Genomic DNA, 25,461 nt, shown 5'->3' on the forward strand with positions numbered 1-25,461 from the left:
GTGCAGGCAGCTCGTTGGGCCGGTGTTTTTCCTATCGATGGCCAGGCCATCGATCGCGAGGGGAGCCGGAGGAATGATCGCCGTGATCGATCCGCCTACTAAGCGCCGTTTTTCCGCAGCGCATGCGTGGCTGACTGCTGTCTGCCTGACGCTGGTGGTGCTCTTCATGCCGTCCGAGGGATCTGCGGACGAGCCCGGCACGCCGGCACCGTATCAGTGGCACAGCGTGGCCATCGGGGGGGGCGGTTTTGTCACCGGCGTGCTGTTTCATCCGGCCGAACGCGATCTTGCCTATGCACGCACCGATGTCGGTGGTGCCTATCGCTGGGACGCGCAGGCGCAGCAGTGGGTCGCGCTGACCGATTGGTTGGGGGCCGACGACTGGAATCTGATGGGAATCGACGCCTTTGCGGTCGATCCTGCCGACCCGAACGCGCTGTACCTGGCTGCTGGCACCTACATGCACGAACGCGCCGGCAATGCGGCCGTGTTGCGTTCGTTCGATCGCGGGAAGCATTTCGAACGCGCCGATCTGCCGTTCAAGCTCGGTGGCAATCAATTGGGCCGCGCCAATGGCGAGCGGCTGGCGGTGGACCCGCACGACGGCCGTGTGCTGTTGCTTGGCTCGCGTGATGCAGGCCTGTGGCGCAGCGACGATCGCGGCGCGCACTGGACGCGGGTGGAAACCTTTCCAGCCGATGCACTGGCAGGGGCCACGGCACGCAACCATGTCGGAAACGAACAGGCCGTGGGCATCGCCTTCGTCGTCTTCGACGCCGCCAGCGGCCGTGCTGGCAATCCGACACCACGCATCTATGTGGGCGTTTCCACTGCGCAAACCAGCCTGTACGTCTCCGAAGATGCGGGGCGCACCTGGGCGGCCGTGGCCGGGCAACCCAAGGGGCTGCGCCCCAACCACATGGCCGGTAACAACGCTGGGCAGTGGTACCTGAGCTATGGCGATCACCCTGGCCCGGATCTGATGGCCGGTGGCGCGCTGTGGAATTACGACGCGATGCAGGGCCGCTGGCGCGAGATCAGCCCGATCCCGCAACCGGCGAGCGGCGATGGCTTCGGCTGGGGGGCGGTGGCAGTGGATCCGCAACATCCGCAGGTGCTGCTGACCAGCACCTTCCGCCGCCGCGCGCCGCGCGATGAGGTGTTCCGCAGCGATGACGGCGGGCGCAGCTGGGTTCCGCTGTTGGCGGGTGCGCAGTTCGATCACAGCGCCGCGCCGTGGACCGCGCACGCAACGCCGCACTGGATAGGCGCGCTGGCGATCGATCCGTTCGACGGCAACCACGCCCTGTTCGTCACCGGCTACGGCATCTGGGCCTCGCGCAACCTGCAGACGTTTTCAACGCAGCCGCCGCTGCAGTGGTGGTTCCAGGACCGTGGGCTGGAAGAAACCGTGCCGCTGGATCTGCTCAGCCCGATGGCCGGTGCGCACCTGCTCAGCGCGCTGGGCGATATCGATGGCTTCCGGCATGACGCGTTGGACACCGCACAGTTGCAGTATCTGGGCCCGCGCCTGACCAATGGCGAAAGCATCGACGCCGCCGGCCAGGCACCGCAGTGGGTGGTGCGCAGCGGCACCGTGCGCGATCGCCGCAACAACGAGATCCGCGCGCTGTATTCGCAGGACGGTGGCACGCACTGGGCTGCATTCGCCAGCGAACCGCCGCGCGGGCAGGGGGCAGGCACCATTGCCATTGCCGCCGATGCATCGCAAGTGGTGTGGGTGCCGGACCAAGGCGGGGTGTGGCGCACTGGCGATTTCGGCAAGCACTGGCAGCGCGTGCAGGGCTTGCCCGATACCGCGGTGGTGGTGGCCGACCGCGTCGATGCGCAGCGCTGGTATGCGGCCGATCGGGTGAGTGGGCGCCTGTACGAAAGCAGCGATGGTGCGGCCAGCTTTCGCGATACCGGGCAGCGGGTCGGCACCCCGGCGCGCGATGAACGTGCGCGCCCGCAACTGCGGCCCGACCCATGGCGTGCGGGTGTAGTGTATCTGGCCAGCCCGACGCTGGGCGTGATGCGTTGGCAGAACGGCCAGTTGCGCACGCTTTCCAAACCCGATGAAGCGCGCTCGTTGGGCATCGGCAAGGCGCTGCGTGCCGGCGCGCCCGCGGCCCTGTACTTGGCCGGGCGCGTGGCCGGCGTGGATGGCATCTTCCGCTCCGACGACGAAGGCGCCCATTGGCGACGCATCAACGACGATGCCCATCGTTTCGGCAAACCGTATAGCGTGACCGGCGACCCGCGGATTGCCGGCCGCGTGTACTTTGCCACCGGTGGCCGTGGCATCTTCTATGGCGATCCACGATGAGCGCCGCGTCGCTGCGCGCGTCATCGCGCTGTCTTACCGTGTACGGCGCTGCGCGCCGCCTGGCTGCGCCGACTTTGGAGATCACTGCATGACCGCTTCTTTCGTTCGTCGTGGCTGCCTGCTGGGCCTGGTGCTGGTCAGTCCGGCGGCCTGGGCGGTGCCAACGCTGCCGCTGCTGTTCGCCGATGGCGCCGTGCTGCAGCGCGATCAGCCGATGCCGGTATGGGGCTGGTCTTCGCCCAACGCCGCGATCACGGTCAGCTTCGACGGCAAGCGCGCCACCGCCAAGGCCGACGCAACAGGGCAATGGAAGGTCAGGCTGCCTGCGCACGCTGCCGGTGGCCCCTACGTGCTGCGTGTGCAGGGCGACGGGGGCGAGCTGCAGGTGCGCGAGGTGCTGGTCGGCGATGTGTGGCTGGCCAGCGGGCAATCGAACATGGAATGGCCGTTGGCCCAGGCCAGCGACGGCCCGCAAGCGGTGGCCGCTGCCAACGATGCGCAGCTACGGCACTTCAAGGTGCCCAAATCGTGGTCGGTGCAGCCGCAGGTGCGCCTGACCGGTGGCGAGTGGAAGGCCGCAACGCCTGCCAACGCCGGTGAATTCACTGCGGTTGGCTATTTCTTCGCCAAGGAGCTGCGCGCCAGCACCGGCGTGCCGATCGGCATCGTCAACAGTACCTGGGGCGGCAGCGCGATCGAAGCGTGGATGGACGCTACGTCATTGGGCCTGAGTGCCGATCAGAACCAGGGCGCGATCGAGGCGATCAAGCAACGCGACGCCGCAGCGCAGGCCGCCACCGGCAAGCGCATCGCGCGTTGGCCCAAGGTGGAAGGCGAGATGCCGCAATGGCGCGAAGCGGCGTTCGACGACAGCGACTGGGACAGCATCCCGGTCACCAAGCAATGGGAATCCAGTGGCTACGACGGCATGGACGGCATCGCCTGGTATCGCACCACCATGACGCTCAGCGCTGCCGAGGCCAAGGCCGGCATCACCTTGGGCGTGGGCCAGATCGACGATTCGGATACCACCTACGTCAACGGCCAGCAGGTCGGCAGCACCGAAAAGCAATGGAACCTGCCACGCGTGTATCAGGTGCCGGCTGCGGCGCTCAAGGCCGGCGTCAACCACATTGCGGTCCGCGTGGAAGACCTCAGCGGCGGTGGCGGCATGCATGGCCCGGATGAACAACGCTTCGTGCAGACCAGTGCCGGTGCCAAGCGCGCGCTGGGCGGCTGGAAATTCCGCCCGGCCGCGGTGCGGGTGTCGTTGACCGACAACAAGAATCAGCTGCCCACGCTGCTGTACAACCAGATGATCCATCCGCTGCAGCCGTTCCCGGTCAAGGGCGTGATCTGGTACCAGGGCGAAACCAATGCCACCGAGACCGGCGCAGTGAAATACCGCGAGCAGTTCGCAGCGATGATCCGGCAATGGCGTGCCGAGCGCGGCGACAAGACGCTGCCGTTCCTGTGGGTGCAGCTGGCCAACTTCAAGGCCGGTGGCGACACGGGTGAGCTGAGCCCGTGGGCACTGTTGCGCGAGTCGCAGTCCAAGACGCTGGCGCTGCCGGCAACCGGGCAGGCGGTGATCATCGACATCGGCAACCCCACCGACATCCATCCCACCAACAAGCGCGATGTCGGTCATCGCCTTGCGCTTGCTGCACGCCATGTGGCGTACGGCCAAACGCTGGTGTACAGCGCGCCGGTATTCAAGCGCGCGCGCTTTGACGGCGGCAAGGCGGTGCTGAGCTTCGACTTGCAGGGCAGTGCGCTGCAGGTGCGTGGCGGCGGTGCCGTGCAGGGATTTCGTATTGCCGGCGCCGATCACCGCTTTCACCCGGCCAGCGCGCAGATCGAGGGCGACCGCGTGATCGTGCGCAGCGATGCCGTCGCCGCACCGGTCGCGGTGCGCTACGGCTGGAGCGAAAACCCGGACGACGCCAACCTGATCAATCGCGACGCCCTTCCTGTTTCCCCCTTCCGCACCGATACCTGGTGACACGGAGTCTTATGTCCATGCATTCCCCCGTTGCACGTGCCATGTCCCATTCCAGCGCACGGCGTTGCCTGCGCCCGCTGCTGCTGTCCGCGCTGACGCTGGCCCTGGCTGGCTGCCAATCTGGCGACAAGGGCAATGCCGGCAAACCTGCTGCAACCAACGCTGCTGCTGCAAGCACCGCTGCGGCAACGCCGGACAACGCGCAGGCGCCGGCTGCACAGACGCCCATGCCGCAGTTCGTCAGCAAGGACGGCAAGCATGCGTTGATGGTCGACGGTGCGCCGTTCCTGATCCTGGGCGCGCAGGTCAACAACTCCAGCAACTACCCCGGCATCATGGACAAGGTGTGGCCGGCCATGCAGGTGCTCGGCCCCAACACCGTGCAGGTGCCGATCGCCTGGGAACAGGTGGAGCCGGAAGAAGGCAGGTTCGATTTCTCCTTCGTCGATACGCTGCTGGGCCAGGCGCGCGAGCACAAGGTACGCCTGGTGCTGTTGTGGTTCGCAACCTGGAAGAACAACGGCCCGCAGTACGCGCCGCATTGGGTCAAGACCGATAACCAGCGCTTCCCGCGCGTGGTCACCCGCGAAGGCAAGTCGATCGGTTCGTTGTCGCCGCATGCGCAGGCCACGCTGGATGCCGACCGCAAGGCGTTCGTCGCCTTCATGCAGCACCTGAAGAAGGTGGACCCGCAGCACACCGTGATCATGATCCAGCCGGAGAACGAGGCGGGCACCTACGGCAGCGTGCGCGACTTCTCGCCGATGGCGCAGGAGCTGTTCGACGGCGCAGTGCCGGACGAGTTGATCAAGCGCATGAACAAGCAGCCGGGCACCTGGGCGCAGGTGTTCGGTGCCGATGCCGACGAAATCTTCCACGCGTGGTCGATCGGCCGTTACATCGACCAGGTAGCGCAAGCCGGCAAGGCCGAGTATCCGTTGCCGATGTACGTCAATGCAGCGCTGCGCGGCCCGTTCAATCCAGGCCAGCCCGGCCAGTACGCCAGCGGTGGCCCCACTGACAACGTGCTGGATGTCTGGAAGGCGGCCGGCCCGCATATCGACCTGCTGGCGCCGGACATCTACATGCCCGAATACCGCATGTACACCACGGTGCTGGAACGTTACGCACGCCCGGACAACGCGTTGTTCGTGGCCGAAACCGGCAACCGCCCGGAATACGCGCGCTATCTGTACCCCACGCTGGGCCATGACGGCATCGGCTGGTCGGCCTTCGGCATCGACTACACCCGCTATTCCAACTATCCGCTCGGTGCCAAGCACGTCAACGAAGAGACGCTGGCGCCGTTCGCGCTCGGGTTTCAGGCGGTCAGCATGGGCATGCGACCGTTCGCCAAGGCCGCTTCCGAAGGCAAGCTGCATGGCACTGCCGAAGAACCCGGCCAGGCCGTGCAGGAGCTCAAGCTCAACGACCGTTGGAGCGCCACCATCACCTATGGCGTGCCGCAGTTCTGGTTCAAGGGTGACCCGCCGGGTAACCCCGAACCGATCGGCGCCGCGTTGATCGCCGAGCTGAGCCCGGACGAATTCCTGGTGACCGGTTATCACGCGCGCGTGACCCTACATCCGGCCAGCGATGCCACCGCCAACATGATCTACGACCGTGTCGAGGAAGGTGTGTACGAAGGCAACGATTGGAAATTCCAGCGCAACTGGAATGGCGACCAGACCGATTACGGCGTCAACTTTTCCAGCGTGCCGCAGCTGCTCAAGATCAAGCTGGCAACCTACAAATAAGCGCGCCTGCCACAACGCCGCGATGCCGCGACGGCATCGCCTCGCCTTACCCATGCGCTGCCGCCCCCGCGGCACCGTTTCGTCATTCAAAGGGAGTGATCATGCAAACCACCATCCGTTCCGCCGGCGCCGTGCCTGCCAACCGACGTACGCCACTGGCCCAGTGCCTGGCCTTGTCGCTGGCCCTGTTGGCCAACACCGCGCATGCGCAGGAAGTACGCAAGGCCGCCGATGGCGTCACCGTGGTGCCGAGCGCCAAGGGCGCCGCGCCGGTGCGCCTGCAAGTGGTCGACAGCGGCATCATCCGCGTCAGCGCAGATCCGGACGGCGACTTCGCGCGCAGCCCCAGCCTGATGCGCGTGCCGGTGCAGGGCGACACCGCGTTCCAGATGGCCGAGCAGGGCGACAGCGTGCAGCTGAAGACCGGCAAGGTCACTGCCAGCATCTCCACCGTCGATGGCCATGTCAGTTTTGCCGATGCCAACGGCAAGCCGGTGCTGTCGGAAGTGGCCGGCGGGCGCAGCTTTGCGCCGTTGAAGGCCGAGGGCAAGCAGTACCTGAGCGTGCGCCAGCGCTTCCAGTCGCCCGCTGACGAAGCGCTGTACGGCTTCGGCCAGCATCAGCAGGGCTGGATGAACCAGAAGGGGCGCAACGTCGAGTTGCAGCAGAACAACATCGACATGGCGGTGCCGTACCTGGTGTCCAGCCGCAACTACGGCCTGCTGTGGGACAACAACTCGATCACCCGCCTGGGCGACCCGCGCGGCCTGCAGCCGCTGCCGAAGACGCTGAAGTTGTACGACGCCAAGGGCAAGGCCGGCGCACTGACCGCGCGCTATGCGATCAACGGCAAGCAAATCCTCGAACGCCGCGAGAGCGAGGTGAACTACCAATACCTCAGCGATCTGCCCAAGTACCCGAAGAAGGCGATCACCAAGGACAAGAACAGCCGCATGCAAGTGACCTGGGAGGGCGAGATCGAAGCGCTCACCGGTGGCGAACACACCTTCTCGCTGTATTCGAGCGAATACGCCAAGTTGTATGTGGACGGCAAGCTGGTGATCGATCGCTGGCGCCAGAACTGGAACCCGTGGAACCACGAATTCAAGCTCGATCTCGAGCCGGGCCAGCGCCACACCGTCAAGATCGAATGGGACCTGATCGACCCGAGCTACATCGCGCTGCTGCACCGCGACCCGCTGCCGGCCGCCGAAGCGAAGGATCTGTCGTTGTGGTCCGAAGCCGGCCAGATGATCGACTATTACTTCGTCTCCGCCGATTCGTACGACCAGGCAGTGGCCGGTTATCGCGAACTCACCGGCAAGTCGACGATGCTGCCCAAATGGGCCTACGGCTTCTGGCAGAGCCGTGAGCGCTACAAGAGCCAGGACGAGCTGGTGGGCGCGGTGGCCGAATACCGCAAGCGCAAACTGTCGTTGGACAACATCGTGCTCGACTGGTCGTACTGGCCGGAAGACGCCTGGGGCTCGCACGATTTCGACAAGCAGCACTTCCCGGACCCGGACGGCATGGTCAAGGCCGTGCACGACATGCATGCGCAGATCATGATTTCGATCTGGCCCAAGTTCTATCCCACCACCGCCAACTACAAGGAACTGGACGCCGCCGGTTTCATGTTCAGGCGCAACGTGGAAGTGGGCGAACTGGACTGGATCGGCAAGGGCTACAAGAACTCGTTCTACGACCCGTATTCGGAAAAGGCGCAGGCGATCTATTGGCGCCAGATCAACGAAAAGCTCAACAGCAAGGGCTTCGATGCCTGGTGGATGGACGCCGACGAGCCGGACGTGCATTCCAACCTGGACATCGCCGAGCGCAAGGCCCGCACCACGCCCAACGCGCTGGGCTCGTCCACCGAATACTTCAACTCCTACCCGTTGCCGCACACGCATGGCGTGTACGTGGGCGACCGTGCGGCCGACGACAAGCGCGTGTTCATCCTCTCGCGCAAGGGCTATGCCGGCACCCAGCGCAATGCGGTGGCAGTGTGGAGCGGCGACATCGTGTCGCGCTGGGACGACATGCGCGACCAGATCTCCGGTGGCGTGAACATGGCCCTGTCGGGCCTGCCCAACTGGACCTTCGACATCGGCGGCTTTGCGGTGGAGAAGCGTTATGAAGACCAGGATCCGGCCCACCTGCCGGAATGGCGCGAGCTCAACACGCGCTGGTTCCAGTTCGGTGCGTTCGTGCCGATCTTCCGGTCGCACGGCCAGTTCCCGTACCGCGAAATCTGGAACATCGCACCGGAAGGTACGCCGTTCTACGAGAGCATGGCCTACTACAACCGTTTGCGTTATGCGTTGCTGCCGTACATCTACAGCCTGGCCGGCGACACCTACCAGCGCGATGGCGTGATCATGCGCGGCATGATGATGGACTTCCCGAACGACCCCAAGGTCCGCGACATCAACGACCAGTACCTGTTCGGGCCGGCGTTCCTGGTCGCACCGGTAACCCGCTTCGGCGCCACCTCGCGGCAGGTGTATCTGCCGGCCGGCAGCAGCTGGCTGGATTTCGCAACCGGCAAGCGTTACGAGGGCGGCCAGAGCATCGAAGCTGCCGCGCCGATCGAGCGCATGCCGTTGTTCGTGCGTGCCGGTTCCATCGTGCCCACCGGCCCGGTGCAGGAATACGTCGACCAGGTGCCGGATGCACCGCTCACCGTGGTGGTCTACACCGGCGCCGATGGCCAGTTCTCGCTGTATGAAGACGATGGCAAAGGCTACGGTTACGAGAAGGGCGAGTTCAGCCGCATCCCGCTGGTCTGGAACCAGGCCAAGGGCGAGTTGAGCATCGGCAAGCGCGAAGGCAGCTGGACCGGCATGCAGGCCAAACGCACCATCAACGTGCGCTTCGTCGACGGCCCGCGCGAGGATGCCGGCGCGCTCGCGCCCAAGACCGACGCCAGCATCCAGTACGACGGCAAGCCGGTCAGCGTGTTGCAGCGCAAGATTGCGTCGGGCAAAGCGCGTCGTCGATGATCGCAGGCTGTCTTCAGTCGATGAGCACCCAGATGCCGGAACGCCGCAAGGCAGGCGCGCGCGGTTCCGGTCATTCAGCACGGCGGTTGCCGTGCTGAGCCGTCGTGAGCTGTGCAAGGCAACCGGGGCCGCCATTGCGGCCCTTGGCGCCGTGCCGGCGGCTGCACAGGCCGCGCAGGCTTCGAATAAAACCGCGCTCCCGCCCGTCGCGGCAGCGCAGGCCCTGCAGCTGTGGTATCGCGAGCCGGCCAATCAATGGGTGGAAGCCCTGCCGGTCGGTAACGGGCGATTGGGCGCGATGGTGTGGGGCGGTATCGCCCACGAGCGCCTGCAGCTCAACGAAGACACGCTGTATGCAGGCGGGCCCTACGATTCCAACAGCCCTGACGCACTGGCCGCGTTGCCGCAGGTGCGTGCGCTGATCTTCGCCGGGCGCTACGCAGAGGCCGAACAACTGGCCGATGCCAAGCTGCTCTCGCGCCCGCTCAAGCAGATGCCGTACCAACCGTTGGGCGATCTGCTGCTGGATTTCGATCGCGCCGACGGCATCAGCGACTATCGCCGTCAGCTCGATCTGGACACGGCGGTGGCCACCACCACGTTCCGCTCCGGCGGCGCGGTGCATCGGCGCGAGGTGTTCGTTTCTGCGCAGGTGCAATGCATCGTGGTGCGGCTGTCGTGCGACCGCCCCGGCGGTATTTCGGTGCGTGTGGGCATCGATAGCCCGCAAACCGGCGAGGTCACCGCCGAGCAGGGCGGTTTGCTGTTCAGTGGTCGCAACGGCAGCTTCGCCGGCATCGAGGGCAAGCTGCGGTTTGCATTGCGGGTGCTGCCGCAGGTGCGCGGCGGCAAACTCAGCCAAGTGCGCGACCGTCTACGCATCGACGCGGCCGACGAAGTGGTGTTGCTGCTCAGCGCCGCGACCAGTTACCAACGTCTCGATGCGGTCGATGGCGATCCGCTCGCATCGACCGCCGCATGCCTGCGCAAGGCTGCCAAGCTGGATTTTCCCGCGTTGTTGCGCGCGCACCTGGCCGATCATCAACGCCTGTTCCGGCGCGTGGCGATCGACCTCGGCAGCAGCGCGGCCACGCAGCTGCCTACCGACGAACGCGTGCAGCGGTTCGCCGAAGGCAATGATCCGGCACTGGCTGCGCTGTATCACCAATACGGACGTTACCTGCTGATCTGCAGCTCGCGGCCCGGCACCCAGCCAGCCAACCTGCAGGGCATCTGGAACGACCTGATGCAGCCGCCGTGGGAAAGCAAGTACACCATCAACATCAACACCGAGATGAACTACTGGCCCAGCGAGGCCAACGCATTGCACGAATGCGTTGAGCCGCTGGAAGCCATGCTGTTCGATCTGGCCCAGACCGGCGCGCGCACCGCCAGGGCGATCTACGACGCGCCGGGTTGGGTGGTCCACAACAATACCGATCTGTGGCGCCAGGCCGGCCCGATCGACGGCGCGCAATGGAGCCTGTGGCCGCTGGGCGGCGTATGGCTGCTGCAGCAACTGTGGGACCGCTGGGATTACGGCCGCGACCGCGCGTACCTGAGCAAGGTCTACCCGTTATTCAAGGGCGCCGCCGAATTCTTCGTTGCCACGTTGATGCGCGATCCGCAGACCGGTGCGATGGTGACCAATCCGTCGATGTCGCCGGAAAACCAGCATCCCTTCGGTGCGGCCGTGTGCGCCGGTCCCAGCATGGACGCGCAGCTGCTGCGCGATTTGTTCGCGCAATGCATCGCCATGAGCAAGTTGCTCGGCATCGATGCGGAGTTCGCCCAGCAATTGGCCGCCTTGCGCGAGCAGTTGCCGCCCAACCGCATCGGCAAGGCAGGGCAGTTGCAGGAATGGCAGCAGGACTGGGACATGCAGGCGCCGGAGATCCACCACCGCCACGTCTCGCATCTGTACGCCCTGCATCCTTCCAGTCAGATCAATCTGCGCGATACCCCGGACCTGGCTGCGGCCGCACGCCGCTCGCTGGAAATTCGCGGCGACAACGCCACCGGCTGGGGTATCGGCTGGCGGCTGAACCTGTGGGCGCGGCTGGCCGACGGTGAGCATGCCTACCGCATCCTGCAACTGCTGATCTCGCCCGAACGCACCTATCCGAACCTGTTCGACGCGCATCCGCCGTTCCAGATCGATGGCAACTTCGGCGGCACCGCCGGCATCACCGAGATGCTGCTGCAAAGCTGGGGCGGGAGCGTGTTCCTGCTGCCGGCCTTGCCCAAGGCCTGGCCGCGCGGCAGCGTGCGCGGTCTGCGCGTGCGTGGCGGCGCCAGCGTGGATCTGGAATGGGAGGGCGGCCGCTTGCAGCAGGCACGCTTGCACAGCGATCGTGGCGGACGCTATCAACTGTCCTACGCAGGGCAGACCCTGGACCTGGAACTGGGCGCAGGCCGCACCCAGCAGGTGGGACTCAACAACAACCGATTGGTGACGCAATGAGCTTGTATGTAGGACTGGATGTGGGCACGCAGAGCGTCAAGCTGGTGGCCTACGATCCGCAGGATCGCGCCGTGGTCGCCACGATCGCCGCGCCCATGGAGCTGATCAGCCGCGACGACGGTACCCGCGAACAACAGGCGCAGTGGTGGATCGACGGCATCGTGCATTGCTTTGCGCAGCTCGATGGCGAACAGCGTGCACGCGTGCGCGGCATTTCCGTCTCCGGCCAGCAGCATGGCTTCGTGCCGGTGGCCGCCGACGGCAGCGTCACCGCGCCGGTCAAGCTGTGGTGCGATACCAGCACGGCGCTGGAATGCGATGAAATCATGGACGCCGTCGGCGGCGCCGCAGGCAGCGTCGCCGCAGCAGGCAACCCCATCATGGCCGGCTATACCGCCTCCAAATTGCCGTGGACGCGCAAGCATCGCCCCGAGGCGTATGCCGCGATGACCACGGTGATGCTGCCGCACGACTACATCAACTTCTGGCTCACCGGCGAGCGCTTTGCCGAAGTGGGCGATGCCTCCGGTACCGGCTGGCTGGACGTGCGGACGCGGCAGTGGTCCGAGCGCATGCTGAGTGCGGTCGATGCCCAACGCGACCTGCGCGATGCACTGCCGCCGCTGGTGGACACCGGCGCGGTCTATGCGTTGTCCGATGCCGCCGCCCAGGCGTTGCATCTGCCGGCCGGCGTGCGCGTCACCACCGGCGGCGGCGACAACATGATGGCCGCCATCGGCACCGGCAACGTAGTGCCCGGGCGCCTGACCATGAGCCTGGGCACCTCGGGCACCTTGTTCGCCTATGCCGATCACCCGGTGGTGGACGATGAGGCGCGCTGGGCCGCGTTCTGCTCCTCCAGCGGCGGCTGGCTGCCCTTGATCTGCACGATGAATTGCACCGTCGCCACCGAGGCGGTGATGCGCATGTTCTCCATCACCCGCGACCAGACCGAAGCGATGATCGCCGACACCGCGCCGGGCGCCGACGGTCTGGTGCTGCTGCCGTTCTTCAACGGTGAGCGCACCCCGGATCTGCCGGCTGCGCGCGGCTGCCTGTTCGGGATGGATCTGCACAACACCACCGCCGCGCATTTCTATCGCGCCGCGATGGAAGGTGCCACCTACAGCCTGCGCAACGGCTTCGATGCCTTCGTTGCTGCGGGATTGCAGTTCGATACCATCCTGCTCACCGGCGGCGGCAGCAAGAGCGCACAGTGGCGGCAGATGGTGGCCGACATCTTCAACCTGCAGGTTGTGGTGCCGACCCAGCCCGAAGGCGCTGCGTTCGGTGCCGCGCTCCAGGCATTGTGGGCCTGCGAGCGCGCCGATGGCGGCGATGCGGCGTTGGCCGATGTGGTGCTGGAGCACCTGCAGGTGGACGATGCGCTTGCCGCACAGCCCAACCCGCAGCGTGTGGCCCAGTATCAGCAGCACTACCAGACCTTCCTCAAGCACCTGCATGTCGTCAGCCCGCTCTATGCCGGTTGATCGATAGTTTTTCTACAACTCCCCCAGCAGCAAGGACTTCACACCCCATGAGCAACACCGTGTACATCGGCGCGAAAGAATATTTCCCCGGCATCGGCAAGATCGGTTTCGAAGGCCGCGATTCGGACAACCCGCTCGCGTTCAAGGTCTACGACGCCAACAAGACCATCGGCGACAAGACCATGGCCGAGCATCTGCGCTTTGCCGTGGCCTACTGGCACAGCTTCTGCGGCAATGGCGCCGATCCGTTCGGCCCGGGCACGCGTGCGTATCCGTGGGATGCGGGCACTACCGCGTTGAACCGTGCCGAGGCCAAGGCCGATGCGGCGTTCGAGTTCTTCACCAAGCTCGGCGTGCCGTATTACTGCTTCCACGACATCGACCTGGCACCGGATGCCGACGACATCGGCGAGTACGAGCGCAACCTCAAGCACATGGTGGGCATCGCCAAGCAGCGTCAGGCCGACACCGGCATCAAGCTGTTGTGGGGCACGGCCAACCTGTTCTCGCATCCGCGCTACATGAATGGCGCCTCGACCAACCCGGACTTCAATGTCGTGGCGCGTGCGGCGGTGCAGGTCAAGGCCGCGATCGATGCGACCGTTGAACTCGGTGGCGAGAACTACGTGTTCTGGGGCGGCCGCGAAGGCTATGCCTGCCTGCACAACACGCAGATGAAGCGCGAGCAGGACAACATGGCGCGCTTCCTCACCCTGGCGCGCGACTACGGCCGTGCGATTGGCTTCAAGGGCAATTTCCTGATCGAGCCCAAGCCCATGGAGCCGATGAAGCACCAGTACGATTTCGATAGCGCCACGGTGATCGGCTTCCTGCGCCAGCATGGCCTGGACAAAGACTTCAAGCTCAACATCGAGGCCAATCACGCCACGCTGTCCGGCCATAGCTTCGAGCATGACCTGCAGGTGGCATCCGATGCCGGCCTGCTCGGCAGCATCGACGCCAACCGCGGCAACCCGCAGAACGGCTGGGACACCGACCAGTTCCCGACCGATCTGTACGACACCGTCGGCGCCATGCTGGTGGTACTGCGGCAGGGTGGCCTGGCACCGGGCGGTTTGAACTTCGATGCCAAGGTGCGTCGCGAATCGTCCGACCCGCAGGACCTGTTCCTGGCCCACATCGGCGGCATGGATGCGTTCGCACGCGGGCTGGAAGTGGCCAACGCGCTGCTGACCACCTCGCCGCTGGAACAGTGGCGTGCCGAGCGTTACGCCAGCTTCGACAGCGGCGCCGGCGCGGACTTTGCCGCAGGCAAGACCACGCTGGCCGATCTGGCCAAGCATGCGGCCGGCAATGCGCCCCTGCAGCTCAGCGGCCGCCAGGAAGCGTATGAAAACCTGATCAATCAGTATCTGACGCGTTGATGTCCCGTGGCCGGCGGCGCATTGCGTCGCCGGCCGATGGCGGCCACCCCCGTGGACGCTCCCTTGCACGTTCCCAGGTGAACCCATGTCCAGTGTTTCCATTGACGGCGCCCCCGATGCCGGCGAGAACACCCGTTTCATCATCCTGATTAGTTGCGTGGCCACGATCGGTGGCTTCCTGTTCGGCTTCGACAGCGGCGTGATCAATGGCACCGTCGACGGCCTGAAACAGACCTTCCAATCCACCGCCGCCGAGACCGGCTTCGAGGTTGCCTCGATGCTGCTGGGCTGCGCCATCGGCGCCTTCTTTGCCGGCCGCCTGGCCGACCGCTGGGGCCGCCGCGCGGTCCTGATCATTTCCGCTGCGCTGTTCCTGCTCTCGGCCATCGGCGCCGGTGCTTCGCACAGTTCCGGCTTCTTCATCTTCGCCCGCGTGATGGGCGGCTTCGCGGTGGGGGCGGCCAGCGTCATTTCGCCGGCCTACATCGCCGAGGTCGCCTCCGCGCGCTATCGCGGCCGGCTGGCCACGATGCAGCAGATCGCCATCATCAGCGGGCTGTTCTGCGCGTTTCTGAGCAACTACCTGCTGGCCAACGCCGCCGGCGCTTCCACCGAGCCGCTCTGGGCCGGGCAGGCCGCCTGGCGTTGGATGTTCTGGATGCAGGCGGTTCCCTCCATCCTGTTCCTGTTGCTGCTGCTGGTCATCCCGGAAAGCCCGCGCTACCTGGTGGTCAAGGGGCGCCGCGAGCAGGCGCTAGTGGTGCTCAAGCGCCTGTACGGCAACGCCGCCGCGCAGACCAAGCTGGGCGAGATTTCCGCCTCGATGGCGGCCGACCAGCACAAGCCCAAGTTCTCCGACCTGATCAACAAGGCCACCGGCAAGATCCGCCCCATCGTCTGGATCGGCATTGGCCTGGCGGTGTTCCAGCAACTGGTGGGCATCAACGTGGTGTTCTACTACGGCGCGGTGTTGTGGCAGGCAGTGGGCTTTTCCGAGCAGGATGCGCTGTTGATCAACGTGCTTTCCGGCGGCCTCAGCATCGGCGCCTGCCTGGTCACGGTGATGCTGGTGGACAAGATCGGCCGCAAGCCGCTGCTGTGGATCGGCTCGGCCGGCATGGCCGTCTCGCTGGCCTTGGTGACCTACGCCTTTGCCACTGCCTCGCTGGATCCCAACGGCAAGCTTGCGATGTCCGATGCCATGGGCATGCTCGCCCTGGTGGCCGCTAACGTCTACGTGGTGTTCTTCAACGCCTCGTGGGGCCCAGTGATGTGGGTGATGCTGGGTGAAATGTTCCCCAACCAGATCCGCGGCTCGGGCCTGGCCATTGCCGGTGCCGCGCAGTGGACGTCCAACTTCGCCATCACCGTCAGCTTCCCGATCCTGCTCGGCAGTATCGGTCTGGCCGGTGCGTACGGCATCTACACCGTCGCCGCCTTCATCTCGGTGTTCTTCGTGCTCAAGTACGTCTACGAGACCAAGGGCAAGGAGTTGGAGCAAATGGAGGGCTGAATCAGTTGCGTGTGCGACAGCTATGCGTGCTGCGATAAAGGCCGCCAAGGGCGGCCTTTATCGCGTCTGTGCATGTCCGTTGGTTGAGCATGAATCTGGCCCGAAACGATTAATAACTCGGCAAGGCCTCGTCTCCCGGCAGTCGCGGGGCGCTTGTGGTAGCTGCTGAACGCCGTGGCCTTGCCGCCACTGATTCGTCAAGGTTGATGATGCTAAACGTGTCACTGCACCAGCGAAGTGCATGATGTCGTTACGCAGTGGTGACGAGCCGGTAGGCTGTCTGGCTTTTTCCGCAATGTGTGCGCCACCGCTATACTCCGGCGGTCGATTCCCTCCAGACTAGGGCGCATCGTGAAACCAAGGAGTGGTGGTATGGCAGCAACAAGAGAGCTTGTCAGGGGTGCGCTGATCAGCGTGTGCTACTGCTTGGCCTTCCTGTCACTCTGGTATTGCTCCATCGATCAGTGGTATTTGCCGGTTGGCCTGCGCGTCGTCGCTCTCCTATTCAGGCCTTATCGCGAGTGGCCTTTTCTGCTGGCAGGCGATGCGGCGGCGATGCTGTGGCTCCGCGTGCCGCTCTCGCACAACCAAGGTTACGACCCGGCCTGGGGTTATCTGAGTCCTTTTCTGCACGCACCCATGATTGCTTTGGGAATCTGGTCCGCTCGTCGCTACTGCGGGAAGCTGATCCAGCAGACTCCCTTCCTGATTCCGTTTTCCATCGCGATCGCGTTTTTCAATTCTTCGTGGAGCATCGTTCTTAATGCTTCACTCGACGGCCCTTCAACTGCCGATGCAGGTCAATTTCTCGTCCGCTACTGGTTGGGGAGTTATCAGGGAATACTGGCCTTCCTGCTTCCCGTTCTGCTTTGGTCCCCCCAGCGGCGAGGGCCAACCCGGGCGGACTTGCCGAGGGATTTGGCGCTATCGGTTGTTGTCATCCTGGTGCTGTTCTACATCCTTGGCTACACGCAAGGCATATGGACTCGAAAGGTCTTGATGGCGTTGCTGATCGGGCCTGCGATCTTCTTGACCCGCAACCATGGCTGGACAGGTACTGCGCTGGGTACGTTGCTAGCCAACTTCGCGTTGGCAATCACTTTGCCTAAGACGTACGAGATTGGCTACTACAATGCACAGTTGTTCGATGTTCAAATCTTTCACGTCATTGTCAGTGCCATTCTTTTCTCCGCAGGTGCGAAATTCGTCAAGCCCGTAAAGCGATTTGAGACGATCCGGCGAGTAAGGGTCGATGCGCAGCGTGCCATCCAGGAGAGCTATCTCTCCGCTGAAAGGACGCTGAGGAATCGAGTTGTCAAGTATTCCGACATCAATGTTCAGGTGAACAGGATGCGGAAGTCGGTTATCGCTGACCTGCGTGCTCGGGGACAGCACGCTGCGGCAATGGAGATCACACGTCTCGCCGTGCTTGAGTCTCAGCTCTTGCACGAGTATGTCGGAGCGCTATACCCGCTCGAGATCGAAACGCACGGACTGTTCCGATCGTTACGTTCGGCCGCCTTTGAGCGGCTGAATGCAACTGAAGTCACTTGTCTCCTGCAGGGGGATTGCCAGCTACTGTCACTTGGCTTGCAGCTGGCTGCTTATCGTTGTGTGCTCAACACCATGGAACTTCTTCCTGTTGCGGACAAGCATTTCATCCATGCGCGCGTTTGGCGCGGTAGAGGTGCGCAGGGCGTCGTAATGAGAGTGTTCGCCGACACCTCGGTAGTAGATTCGCTCCGCCGTGAGTCGCCTGATGCCGAGGCGGAACTTCGCGCTCGCCTCAAGGCGCATGGCGGTATGTTTCGCCGCCGCCATGCGCTGGTGGTTAGTTTTCTAGTTGCCGAAGTGCCTACAGTTACTGCGACGGAGACACCTTCCAGCGTTCCTCGTTGGCTTGCCGCTCGACTTGCACAGTGAAGTGGGTAGTCCGGTAAATCGTGCGTGCATTGGGGCCTGGCTCCGCAGCGGTTGCCGCTGACGTCGGATTGCCCCAAAGGGTGTTAGCGGAAGGTACGGAGACGCGGTCTGCATCCTTACCCATTGGAAGTACCCACATCGCGTTGTCAATGCGTGCAACGACCGCTCGGACCCCGCCGCTTGCGTCATTGATCTGCAGGTAGGTCACACCGTCGCGCTGGAACTCGTAAATCGGCCAGGCAGGATCCAGCGTAAGGTTCGCCGCTGCTGCGGGGCTACGCTCTCCAAGTCCGGTTGTGGCGCTGGCGCCTACGCCACCTGCGCAGCACCCGCCGCTCTGAGCGAGTGCAGGACCACTGAGCAGAACTCCGGCCACTACGCAAAGATACTTGAGCTGGTTTTTCTTCGTTCGCATGATGTTTTCGCCTCTCCCTGCTAGGGGCATTTCTGCCTGCGATTCAGGCCAGCCTACGGTACGTCTATTCGCTGTATCGATGTCGATGTTTTATCGAAAGTCCATTAGCTCAAGGGAACTGCTTTCCCAGATCCGTTGACAATGCTGTAGAGGTCAAAAGGGACCTTGAGCACAGGTTTGCAGGCCGCCATGAATGTCGGCATCGGGGAAGGGGGCTTCATGCTGGCGACACTACGGATCAGTCATCAGGAGTGGCGTGTATCTGGCGGATGGCCTGCGCTTCTTTTTGACGCGCAGTCCTTGGGACAGGCGATCAAACTTGGCCACCACGGCATGGAATATCGGAGCGCACGTCCACACCGCCAGCCACCGCCAGGCCAGGGCTTATGCCCTCCTAATTGGGCCGGTCACGACTTCGTCGTCCCTCCATGGGCAACCGCGCAAGCCGTCGAGCTAGCCCTGTAGTGCTTGCTGCCGCGCCTGCTCGAACCATGCAATGACCTTAGCGTGGTGCTGCGCTCCCCAGCGGCGCAGGAACTGCTTGGTGTGGTGGTCGTCCGGGTCCCGTAAGGCGGCCAGGCGCTGGGCGATGAAGGCGGCCGTCAGCGGCTGGGCGCAACCCAGTTCGATGCAGCGACGCCAGGCGTCATAACTGGCGGGGACCGGGCCGGTGGTCATGGGTGTCCTCGGGAAGATGAATGGCGACAAGCGCACGGAGCCGTTAACACTTGCGTCCTGTTCTACTTTGTTACTTTATAACAATCATCTTGATCGCTATTGATGCGTCGTGCCTTTCCGTCCTATCGCCTCTTGTGTCTTTCAGCGTCACGCTTCTCCCGCAGGGCGGGCGCGCGGCCCCGCCATTGCCCGTCACCCTTGCAGGCCGACTGCATGAAGCGACGCGCGTTGTTGCAGGCCACCGCCGCGGCCATGGTGCTTGCGCCCGGCCTGGTCACGGCAGCAGGCCAGATCCGTCTGCAGGCGTGCTCGCTGCAGCGAGGCGATCAGGGGACGCAGTTGCGTCTGTCCCTGTCCGCGCCGACGCAGTACCACCTGTTCACTTTGACGGGCCCGCAGCGGCTGGTCATCGACCTGGGACACGTAGTACCTGCGCTGCCACCGATCGCATCGATTACCTATGGCGAGCCGGTGACCGGTCTCCGGGCGGGTGTGCATGGCGACGGCGTGCGCGTGGTGCTCGATCTGACCCGGCCGGTCGCCGCGCAGCCGCGCTGGCAGGGCAGTGAGCTGCTAATCGATCTGGGCGGCGAGGCGGCAGCGAAGACAGGTGAGGCGCCGGAGGTGATGGACAGCCATGTCGCCGATGCGCTCGCGCCGGCCGCGCTCGGTCATCGCCTGCATCCCTACGTGGTTGCCATCGATGCCGGCCACGGCGGCAAGGATCCGGGGGCGGTCAGTGCCGATGCGCGTTACGAAAAACATGTCGCCATGGCGGTCGCCGGGCGGTTGCATCGACGCCTGGCGTCCGATGCGCGCTACCGGCCGACCATGATCCGCAGCGATGACCGCTTCGTGCCGCTGCACGAGCGCGTGTTGATCGCCCATCGCCACAATGCGGACCTGTTCGTCTCCATCCATGCCGATGCCGCACCAACGCGCCAAGCGCGGGGCGCCTCGGTGTTTGCACTGTCGCAGACTGGCGCCAGCTCCGCACTGGCGCGCTGGATCGCCGATAGCGAAAACGCTGCCGACGACATGGGAAACACCGCGCGACGGCTGCGGGTGCCGAGCAATCCGGTGTTATCGCAGGTGCTGGCCGATCTGTCGCTGAGCGGCACTATCGCCAGCAGCCTGGCATTCGGCACATTGATGTTGGAACGCCTGCAGCAGGTGACGCGCCTGCATCAGAACCAGGTGGGGCAGGCCGATTTTGCGGTGTTGAAGTCGCCGGACATTCCGTCGCTGCTGGTGGAAACCGGCTTCATGAGCAATCGCGACGATTGCAGCCGCCTGTGCAGCGATACGCATCAGGACGAACTCGCGCAGACATTGCATGCGGGAATCGACGACTACTTCGCTGCGTTTCCTGGTCGCGCCTGAGGCGCGGTCGTCACCTTTATCTTCGACGAGATCCCGATGTCCGCTACGCTTCCCGATGTTGCTGTGACCGAACCATCAACGCTGAGCGCGCCCCTGCGATGGGTGGGCATGCAGGACATCGCCATTCCCGTGCAGTTGGAGGCCGGTGGCGGCCAGCTTGCCGCACGCGCCAGCGTGCAGGTCGATCTGCCGCGGGCAGAGCTGAAAGGCATCCACATGTCGCGGTTGTACCGCCTGCTGGATACGCAGCTGCAGCAACCAGTGTCGCCGGCCATGCTCTCGGGGTTATTGCAGGCGCTGATCGACAGTCATGCCGATTGTGCGAGCCGCGCCGCTCGGCTGACGCTGAGCGGCGAACTGATGTTGCGCACGCCGGCATTGCGCAGTGAGGGGCTCAGTGGCTGGCGTGCCTATCCAGTGCACATCGCCGCGCAATGCAGTGCAGGGCGCACCACGATCCAGCTCCAGGTGGAGGTGTTGTACGCCTCTACTTGCCCCTGTTCGGCAGCGTTGTCGCGGCAGCTGCTGAGCGATGCATTCGTGCAGCAACATGCCGGGCGCGATGCGTTGGCGCTGGACGAGGTTGCGCAATGGCTGCAGGACCACGGTTCCTACGCCACGCCGCATAGCCAACGCAGCGTGGCGCAGGTACGCGTTGAGCTGCCCGCCGATGCGCAGCGCTTGGCCATCCGGCAACTGGTCGGTCTGTGCGAGCGGGCGTTGGCGACGCCGGTGCAGGCTGCAGTGCGGCGACCCGACGAACAGGCATTTGCGCGCTTGAATGGCGCAAACCTGATGTATGTCGAAGATGCGGCGCGGCGCCTGCGCCAGCAGCTGGCAGAGCACTATGCGGCCTTCCATGTGGTGGTACGCCATCTGGAAAGCCTGCATGCCCACGACGCCGTCGCCGAAACCGACAGCGACGACGCGGTGCTTGGGCCGACGACCATGTGAGCAGATGCAATGCACTGCAAATTCCCAGGGCGGCCGGCACGCATGGTGCACGGGCGAAACACCTCCACTCACGTCACCGCGCAGCGAATGCGTACCGGCGAGCGCGCAGCGATGAGGCCCGTTCTCTGTGTGCTGATGTGGCTGATCTGAGCTGCGTCCTTGAGATCGACACATCGTCTGACGCTTGCCGTGCGATGCCGCGAATCTGCATGCGTGTCGGCTGGGGCGCGTTGGGGGCCTTGGCCGTATTGCATCCCGACAACGCACTGCCGCATTGCGGATTTTTGAGATGGAATCCGGCGCCGCGGAGGCGGCAACCAACCTCGACCAATCCAGGGCCCCTGCGGTCCTGATCGGGCTAGATGCGAGGCGGAGATGGTTGCGGCCTGCGCGATGGCACGCAGGCCAATGCACATGCAAAGGGCCTGCGCCACAACGCAAAAGCCCCGCATTGCGGGGCTCTGGCGTCTAGCAGTCAGACCGATCGTGGTGCTCCCTAGGGGACTCGAACCCCTGTTTTAGCCTTGAGAGGGCCACGTCCTAACCATTAGACGAAGGGAGCGCTTTTGTCACGTCTTGTGCAGCGCGCTAGTATAGTGAGGTAATAGCCGTTGGGCAATCCTGCAACACAAGACGGAAGCGCCATCATCGAACCCTCAGTTACATCTCCGTTCACGCTGCGCGTCATTCCACGCGACCAGCACACCATCTCGCGCAAGGACATCAGCCCCAACGCGTTGCGCGTGTTGTACCGCCTGCGCGAGTCGGGCTTTGGCGCCTATCTGGTCGGCGGTGCGGTGCGCGACCTGCTGGTCGGCGGCCACCCGAAGGATTTCGACGTGGCCACCGACGCGACGCCGGAAGAGGTCAAGGCGCTGTTCCGCAACTGTCGTCTGATCGGCCGCCGTTTTCGTCTGGCACATGTGGTGTTCGGTCGCGAAATCATCGAAGTGGCCACCTTCCGCGCCAACGTCGACGATGGCAGCGGCGACCGCGAACTCGATAACGGCCGGCTGGTGCGCGACAACGTATACGGCACCATCGAAGACGACGCGATCCGCCGCGACTTCACCTGCAATGCCCTGTATTACGCCATCGAGGATTTCTCGGTACGCGATTACTGCGGTGGCTTCGAAGACGTGCAGGCGCGCCTGATGAAGTTGATCGGCGACCCCGAGCTGCGCTACCAGGAAGATCCGGTGCGCATGCTGCGCGCGGTGCGCCTGGCGGCCAAGTTGAATTTCGACATCGAAGCCGGCACTGCCGAACCCATTCCGCGTCTGGCCGGGCTGCTGTCCGAAGCTGCGCCTGCGCGGTTGTTCGAAGAAATCCTCAAGCTGTTTCTGTCCGGGCACGGTGTGGCCAGCTTCGAAGGCCTGGAGCGCTATGGCTTGCTCGGCGTGCTGTTTCCCGAAAGCGCGGCGGCATTGAAGTCCAATCGCAGTGGTGCGTTGCGCGCCATGGTGCTGGAAGGCCTGCGCAATACCGATGCACGCGTGGCCAACGACGAGCCAGTGTCGCCGGCCTTCCTGTTTGCATTGCTGCTGTGGCCGGCGTTCTGCCGCACCCTGATGGCTCTGCAGGCGCAAGGCGTGCAACCGGAAGATGCGCAGCGCCGTGCGGCCGATCGCGTCACCTTGCATCAGCTGGAGCGCGTCGCGTTGCCGCGCCGTTTCTCGCTGCCGATGCAGGAAATCTGGTTGCTGCAGACGCGCTTCTCCTCGCGTCAGCGCAAGCGGGTGTTCCGCACCTTGTCGCATCCGCGCTTCCGCGCGGCGTTCGATTTCCTGGTGCTGCGTCAGTTCGCATCGCCCGATCACGCGGCCGATGTGGAGTTCTGGCGTGAGGCGCAGAAGTCGTCCGGCCAGGAGCTGGTGGATGCGATCGAATCGGCGCAGGCCGACCAAGACGGCGATGAGGGCGCACCGCGCAAGCGTCGCCGACGCCGCCGTCGGACCGGCGCGCCCGCAGGCGAGTAGGGCATGCAGACCGCCTTTGTCGGCCTGGGTGCCAACCTGGGCCAGGCCGAGGCCAGCGTGCGCGCGGCCATCGCCGCGCTGGGCGTCGTGCCGCAGACCACGCTGATCGCCGCTTCGCGTTTGTATCGCACGCCGGCCTGGGGCCGCGAAGACCAGCCCGATTTCATCAATGCTGTGGCCCAGCTGCGCACCGATCTTGCGCCGCTGCCGTTGCTGGAGGCCTTGCTCGGCATCGAAAAGGCGTTCGGCCGCGAGCGTCGCGCCGGCGAGCGCTGGGGTCCGCGCACGCTGGACCTGGACCTGCTGCTGTACGCCGATCAGGTGATCGACCTGCCGCAGTTGCAGGTGCCGCATCCGCATCTGCACGCGCGCGCCTTCGCCCTGCTGCCGCTGTCGGAGCTGGCGCCGGAGGCGATCATCCCGGGGCATGGAACAGTGCGGCGCGCCCTGCGCGCCATCGATACCTGCGGGCTGGAGCCGATTGGGTAGATAATGGCCGGCTTATCACCCCACGTAATGACTTCATGAGCAGCCACGCCGACAGCAAGCCCTGGACCGTGCCCGCCTTGGCGCAGGCCAAGCGCGAGGGTCGAAAACTGGTCATGTTGACCGCGTACGACGCCGGTTTCGCGCGCACCTTCGACGCCCATGGCGTGGACCTGATCCTGGTCGGCGATTCGCTCGGCATGGTGGTGCAGGGACACGATTCCACCTTGCCGGTGACCACCGCCGACATGGTCTACCACACCGCCGCGGTGGCCCGTGCGCTCGATCGCGCCTTGCTGGTGGCCGACCTGTCGTTCCAAGCCGATGCCACCCCTGAACGTGCATTGGATGCCGCCACCCAGCTGCTGCAGGCCGGCGCGGAAATGGTCAAGATCGAAGGCGCCGGGCACAAGCTGGAAGTCATCCGTTACCTGGTCGAGCGCGAGATCCCGGTCTGTTCGCACCTGGGCCTGACCCCGCAATCGGTGCTGCGGTTTGGCGGCTACAAGGTGCAGGGCCGCGGCGAAGCTGGCGAGCAGCTGCGTCGTGACGCACAGGCGGTGGTCGATGCCGGTGCGAGCTTGTTGGTGCTGGAATGCGTGCCGACACCGATCGCCACGCAGATCAGCGCCGACCTTAGCGTTCCCACCATCGGAATCGGTGCCGGCCCCGGCTGCGACGGCCAGGTGCTGGTGATGCACGACATGCTTGGGCTGGACAGTGGCCACCGCCGGCCCAAGTTCGTCAAGGATTTCCTGGCCGAAGGCGGCTCGGTCGCCGGCGCGGTGCGCGCCTATGCGCAGGCCGTGCGCGACGGCAGCTTTCCCGATGCAGAGCACGCGTACGCCGCATGATCCAGACCCTGACCGATCTTTCCGCATTGCGCGCCCTGGTCAATGGCTGGAAGCGCGAGGGCCTGCGCGTGGCGCTGGTGCCCACCATGGGCAACCTGCACGCCGGGCATTATTCGCTGGTGATGCTGGCGCGCCAATACGCCGACCGCGTGGTCTCCAGCGTGTTCGTCAACCCGACCCAGTTCGGCCCGAATGAAGATTTTGCGCGCTACCCGCGCACGCCCGAGGCCGACCTGCGCGGCCTGGAAGATGCCGGCTGCGATGCGCTGTGGCTGCCGGATGTGGACACCATGTACCCGCTCGGCACCGCGCTGGCTACGCCGATCCACGCGCCCGGTGTCAGCGATGTGCTGGAAGGCGAGTGCCGGCCAGGGCATTTCGATGGCGTGTGCACCGTCGTGGCGCGCTTGTTCAACCAGGTGCAGCCGGACGTGGCCGCCTTCGGCAAGAAGGATTACCAGCAGTTGGCGGTGATCCGGCAGATGGTGGCCGACCTGGCGTTTCCGATCGAAATTTTGGGCGGCAGCATCGTGCGCGAGGCCGATGGCCTGGCGATGAGTTCACGCAACCAGTATCTGTCGGCGGAAGATCGCCCGATCTCGGCCACGATCCGCAAGGTGCTGTTGCAGATGCGCGACAGCTACGCCGCCGGCACGCCGCGTGCGCAGGTGGAAGATGCCGCCAGCCAAGCGCTGGAACAGGCCGGTTTCCGGGTCGATTACGCGGTGGTGCGGCTGCCTGACCTCAGCGAGCCGGGCGACAGCTACACCGGCGCGCGCGTGGCCTTGATCGCGGCTCGCCTGGGCAACACGCGTCTGATCGACAACCTGGAATTCTGAGC

16 protein-coding genes and 1 tRNA gene are annotated in these 25,461 nt (G+C 64.8%); 15 read left to right on the plus strand and 2 right to left on the minus strand.

The annotated features are described in order from the left end of the window. The first annotated feature begins 73 nt into the window (after positions 1–73). The 9 genes from J7396_RS20735 (at position 74) to J7396_RS20775 (ending at position 17,871) form a co-directional block, all read left to right on the plus strand. The gene (locus J7396_RS20735) at positions 74–2,329 is read left to right on the plus strand and encodes a cellulase (RefSeq protein WP_029819228.1); all 2,256 of its coding nucleotides are present in this window, start codon (positions 74–76) and stop codon (positions 2,327–2,329) included. Positions 2,330–2,417: 88 nt separating this feature from the next. Next, the gene (locus tag J7396_RS20740) at positions 2,418–4,334 is read left to right on the plus strand and encodes a sialate O-acetylesterase (protein WP_209262030.1); all 1,917 of its coding nucleotides are present in this window, start codon (positions 2,418–2,420) and stop codon (positions 4,332–4,334) included. Positions 4,335–4,345: 11 nt separating this feature from the next. Beyond that, complete coding sequence (locus J7396_RS20745; protein WP_071117882.1) at positions 4,346–6,091, plus strand: DUF5597 domain-containing protein; 1,746 nt, start codon at positions 4,346–4,348, stop codon at positions 6,089–6,091. Between the two features lie 101 nt (positions 6,092–6,192). Beyond that, positions 6,193–9,096, plus strand: a complete 2,904-nt coding sequence (locus J7396_RS20750) for a TIM-barrel domain-containing protein (protein ID WP_057681471.1) — start codon at positions 6,193–6,195, stop codon at positions 9,094–9,096. A gap of 91 nt (positions 9,097–9,187) precedes the next feature. Next, positions 9,188–11,560 (plus strand): glycoside hydrolase family 95 protein, encoded by a 2,373-nt coding sequence (locus J7396_RS20755; RefSeq protein ID WP_209262031.1) that lies wholly within the window; start codon positions 9,188–9,190, stop codon positions 11,558–11,560. Next, entirely contained in the window at positions 11,557–13,050 is a 1,494-nt protein-coding gene (gene xylB / locus J7396_RS20760) for a xylulokinase (protein ID WP_209262032.1), read from the plus strand. Before J7396_RS20755 ends, xylB begins: the two co-directional genes overlap by 4 nt. Before the next feature lie 47 nt (positions 13,051–13,097). Continuing rightward, on the plus strand, positions 13,098–14,435 hold the full coding sequence (gene xylA, locus J7396_RS20765; protein ID WP_209262033.1) for a xylose isomerase: 1,338 nt from the start codon (positions 13,098–13,100) through the stop codon (positions 14,433–14,435). 85 nt (positions 14,436–14,520) lie between these two features. Continuing rightward, on the plus strand, positions 14,521–15,948 hold the full coding sequence (locus J7396_RS20770; RefSeq protein ID WP_008571269.1) for a sugar porter family MFS transporter: 1,428 nt from the start codon (positions 14,521–14,523) through the stop codon (positions 15,946–15,948). A gap of 372 nt (positions 15,949–16,320) precedes the next feature. Next, complete coding sequence (locus J7396_RS20775; protein WP_209262034.1) at positions 16,321–17,871, plus strand: MASE1 domain-containing protein; 1,551 nt, start codon at positions 16,321–16,323, stop codon at positions 17,869–17,871. Positions 17,872–18,739: 868 nt separating this feature from the next. On the opposite strand, the gene J7396_RS20780 is transcribed toward J7396_RS20775, so the two are convergent. Then, positions 18,740–18,964: a hypothetical protein gene (locus tag J7396_RS20780; protein ID WP_209262035.1), complete on the minus strand. Its 225-nt coding sequence runs from the start codon at positions 18,962–18,964 to the stop codon at positions 18,740–18,742. Positions 18,965–19,177: 213 nt separating this feature from the next. Here J7396_RS20780 and J7396_RS20785 point away from each other — a divergent pair, with 213 nt between their 5' ends. After that, positions 19,178–20,347, plus strand: coding sequence for an N-acetylmuramoyl-L-alanine amidase (locus tag J7396_RS20785; protein ID WP_209262036.1), 1,170 nt, complete (start codon positions 19,178–19,180; stop codon positions 20,345–20,347). A gap of 36 nt (positions 20,348–20,383) precedes the next feature. After that, positions 20,384–21,301: a GTP cyclohydrolase FolE2 gene (folE2, locus tag J7396_RS20790; RefSeq protein WP_209262037.1), complete on the plus strand. Its 918-nt coding sequence runs from the start codon at positions 20,384–20,386 to the stop codon at positions 21,299–21,301. Between the two features lie 487 nt (positions 21,302–21,788). Here the strand turns inward: folE2 and J7396_RS20795 are convergent. Continuing rightward, a tRNA-Glu gene (locus tag J7396_RS20795) sits at positions 21,789–21,863 on the minus strand. Between the two features lie 49 nt (positions 21,864–21,912). Between J7396_RS20795 and pcnB the strand changes: the two genes are divergently transcribed. From pcnB to panC, 4 genes are read left to right on the plus strand one after another with little or no spacing between them, the layout of a single operon-like run. Beyond that, the gene (pcnB, locus tag J7396_RS20800) at positions 21,913–23,280 is read left to right on the plus strand and encodes a polynucleotide adenylyltransferase PcnB (protein WP_008571264.1); all 1,368 of its coding nucleotides are present in this window, start codon (positions 21,913–21,915) and stop codon (positions 23,278–23,280) included. Between the two features lie 3 nt (positions 23,281–23,283). Beyond that, entirely contained in the window at positions 23,284–23,769 is a 486-nt protein-coding gene (gene folK, locus J7396_RS20805; protein WP_008571263.1) for a 2-amino-4-hydroxy-6-hydroxymethyldihydropteridine diphosphokinase, read from the plus strand. A 35-nt stretch (positions 23,770–23,804) separates the two neighbouring features. Beyond that, positions 23,805–24,620, plus strand: a complete 816-nt coding sequence (panB, locus tag J7396_RS20810) for a 3-methyl-2-oxobutanoate hydroxymethyltransferase (RefSeq protein ID WP_008571262.1) — start codon at positions 23,805–23,807, stop codon at positions 24,618–24,620. Continuing rightward, positions 24,617–25,459, plus strand: a complete 843-nt coding sequence (gene panC / locus J7396_RS20815) for a pantoate--beta-alanine ligase (RefSeq protein WP_011347142.1) — start codon at positions 24,617–24,619, stop codon at positions 25,457–25,459. The genes panB and panC overlap by 4 nt, the downstream gene beginning before the upstream one ends. The last annotated feature ends 2 nt before the right edge of the window (positions 25,460–25,461 follow it).

The organism is Xanthomonas sp. A1809, from assembly GCF_017746015.1.
Lineage (GTDB): Bacteria > Pseudomonadota > Gammaproteobacteria > Xanthomonadales > Xanthomonadaceae > Xanthomonas > Xanthomonas euvesicatoria.

Coding starts and splice junctions, on each gene's coding strand:
- J7396_RS20750 (WP_057681471.1), top strand. CDS start 6,193: ATGCAAACCACCATCCGTTCCGCCGGCGCCGTGCCTGCCAACCGACGT.
- panC (WP_011347142.1), top strand. CDS start 24,617: ATGATCCAGACCCTGACCGATCTTTCCGCATTGCGCGCCCTGGTCAAT.
- J7396_RS20735 (WP_029819228.1), top strand. CDS start 74: ATGATCGCCGTGATCGATCCGCCTACTAAGCGCCGTTTTTCCGCAGCG.
- xylA (WP_209262033.1), top strand. CDS start 13,098: ATGAGCAACACCGTGTACATCGGCGCGAAAGAATATTTCCCCGGCATC.
- J7396_RS20770 (WP_008571269.1), top strand. CDS start 14,521: ATGTCCAGTGTTTCCATTGACGGCGCCCCCGATGCCGGCGAGAACACC.
- J7396_RS20740 (WP_209262030.1), top strand. CDS start 2,418: ATGACCGCTTCTTTCGTTCGTCGTGGCTGCCTGCTGGGCCTGGTGCTG.
- J7396_RS20775 (WP_209262034.1), top strand. CDS start 16,321: ATGGCAGCAACAAGAGAGCTTGTCAGGGGTGCGCTGATCAGCGTGTGC.
- folK (WP_008571263.1), top strand. CDS start 23,284: ATGCAGACCGCCTTTGTCGGCCTGGGTGCCAACCTGGGCCAGGCCGAG.
- xylB (WP_209262032.1), top strand. CDS start 11,557: ATGAGCTTGTATGTAGGACTGGATGTGGGCACGCAGAGCGTCAAGCTG.
- J7396_RS20785 (WP_209262036.1), top strand. CDS start 19,178: ATGAAGCGACGCGCGTTGTTGCAGGCCACCGCCGCGGCCATGGTGCTT.
- J7396_RS20745 (WP_071117882.1), top strand. CDS start 4,346: ATGTCCATGCATTCCCCCGTTGCACGTGCCATGTCCCATTCCAGCGCA.
- panB (WP_008571262.1), top strand. CDS start 23,805: ATGAGCAGCCACGCCGACAGCAAGCCCTGGACCGTGCCCGCCTTGGCG.
- folE2 (WP_209262037.1), top strand. CDS start 20,384: ATGTCCGCTACGCTTCCCGATGTTGCTGTGACCGAACCATCAACGCTG.
- J7396_RS20780 (WP_209262035.1), bottom strand. CDS start 18,964: ATGACCACCGGCCCGGTCCCCGCCAGTTATGACGCCTGGCGTCGCTGC.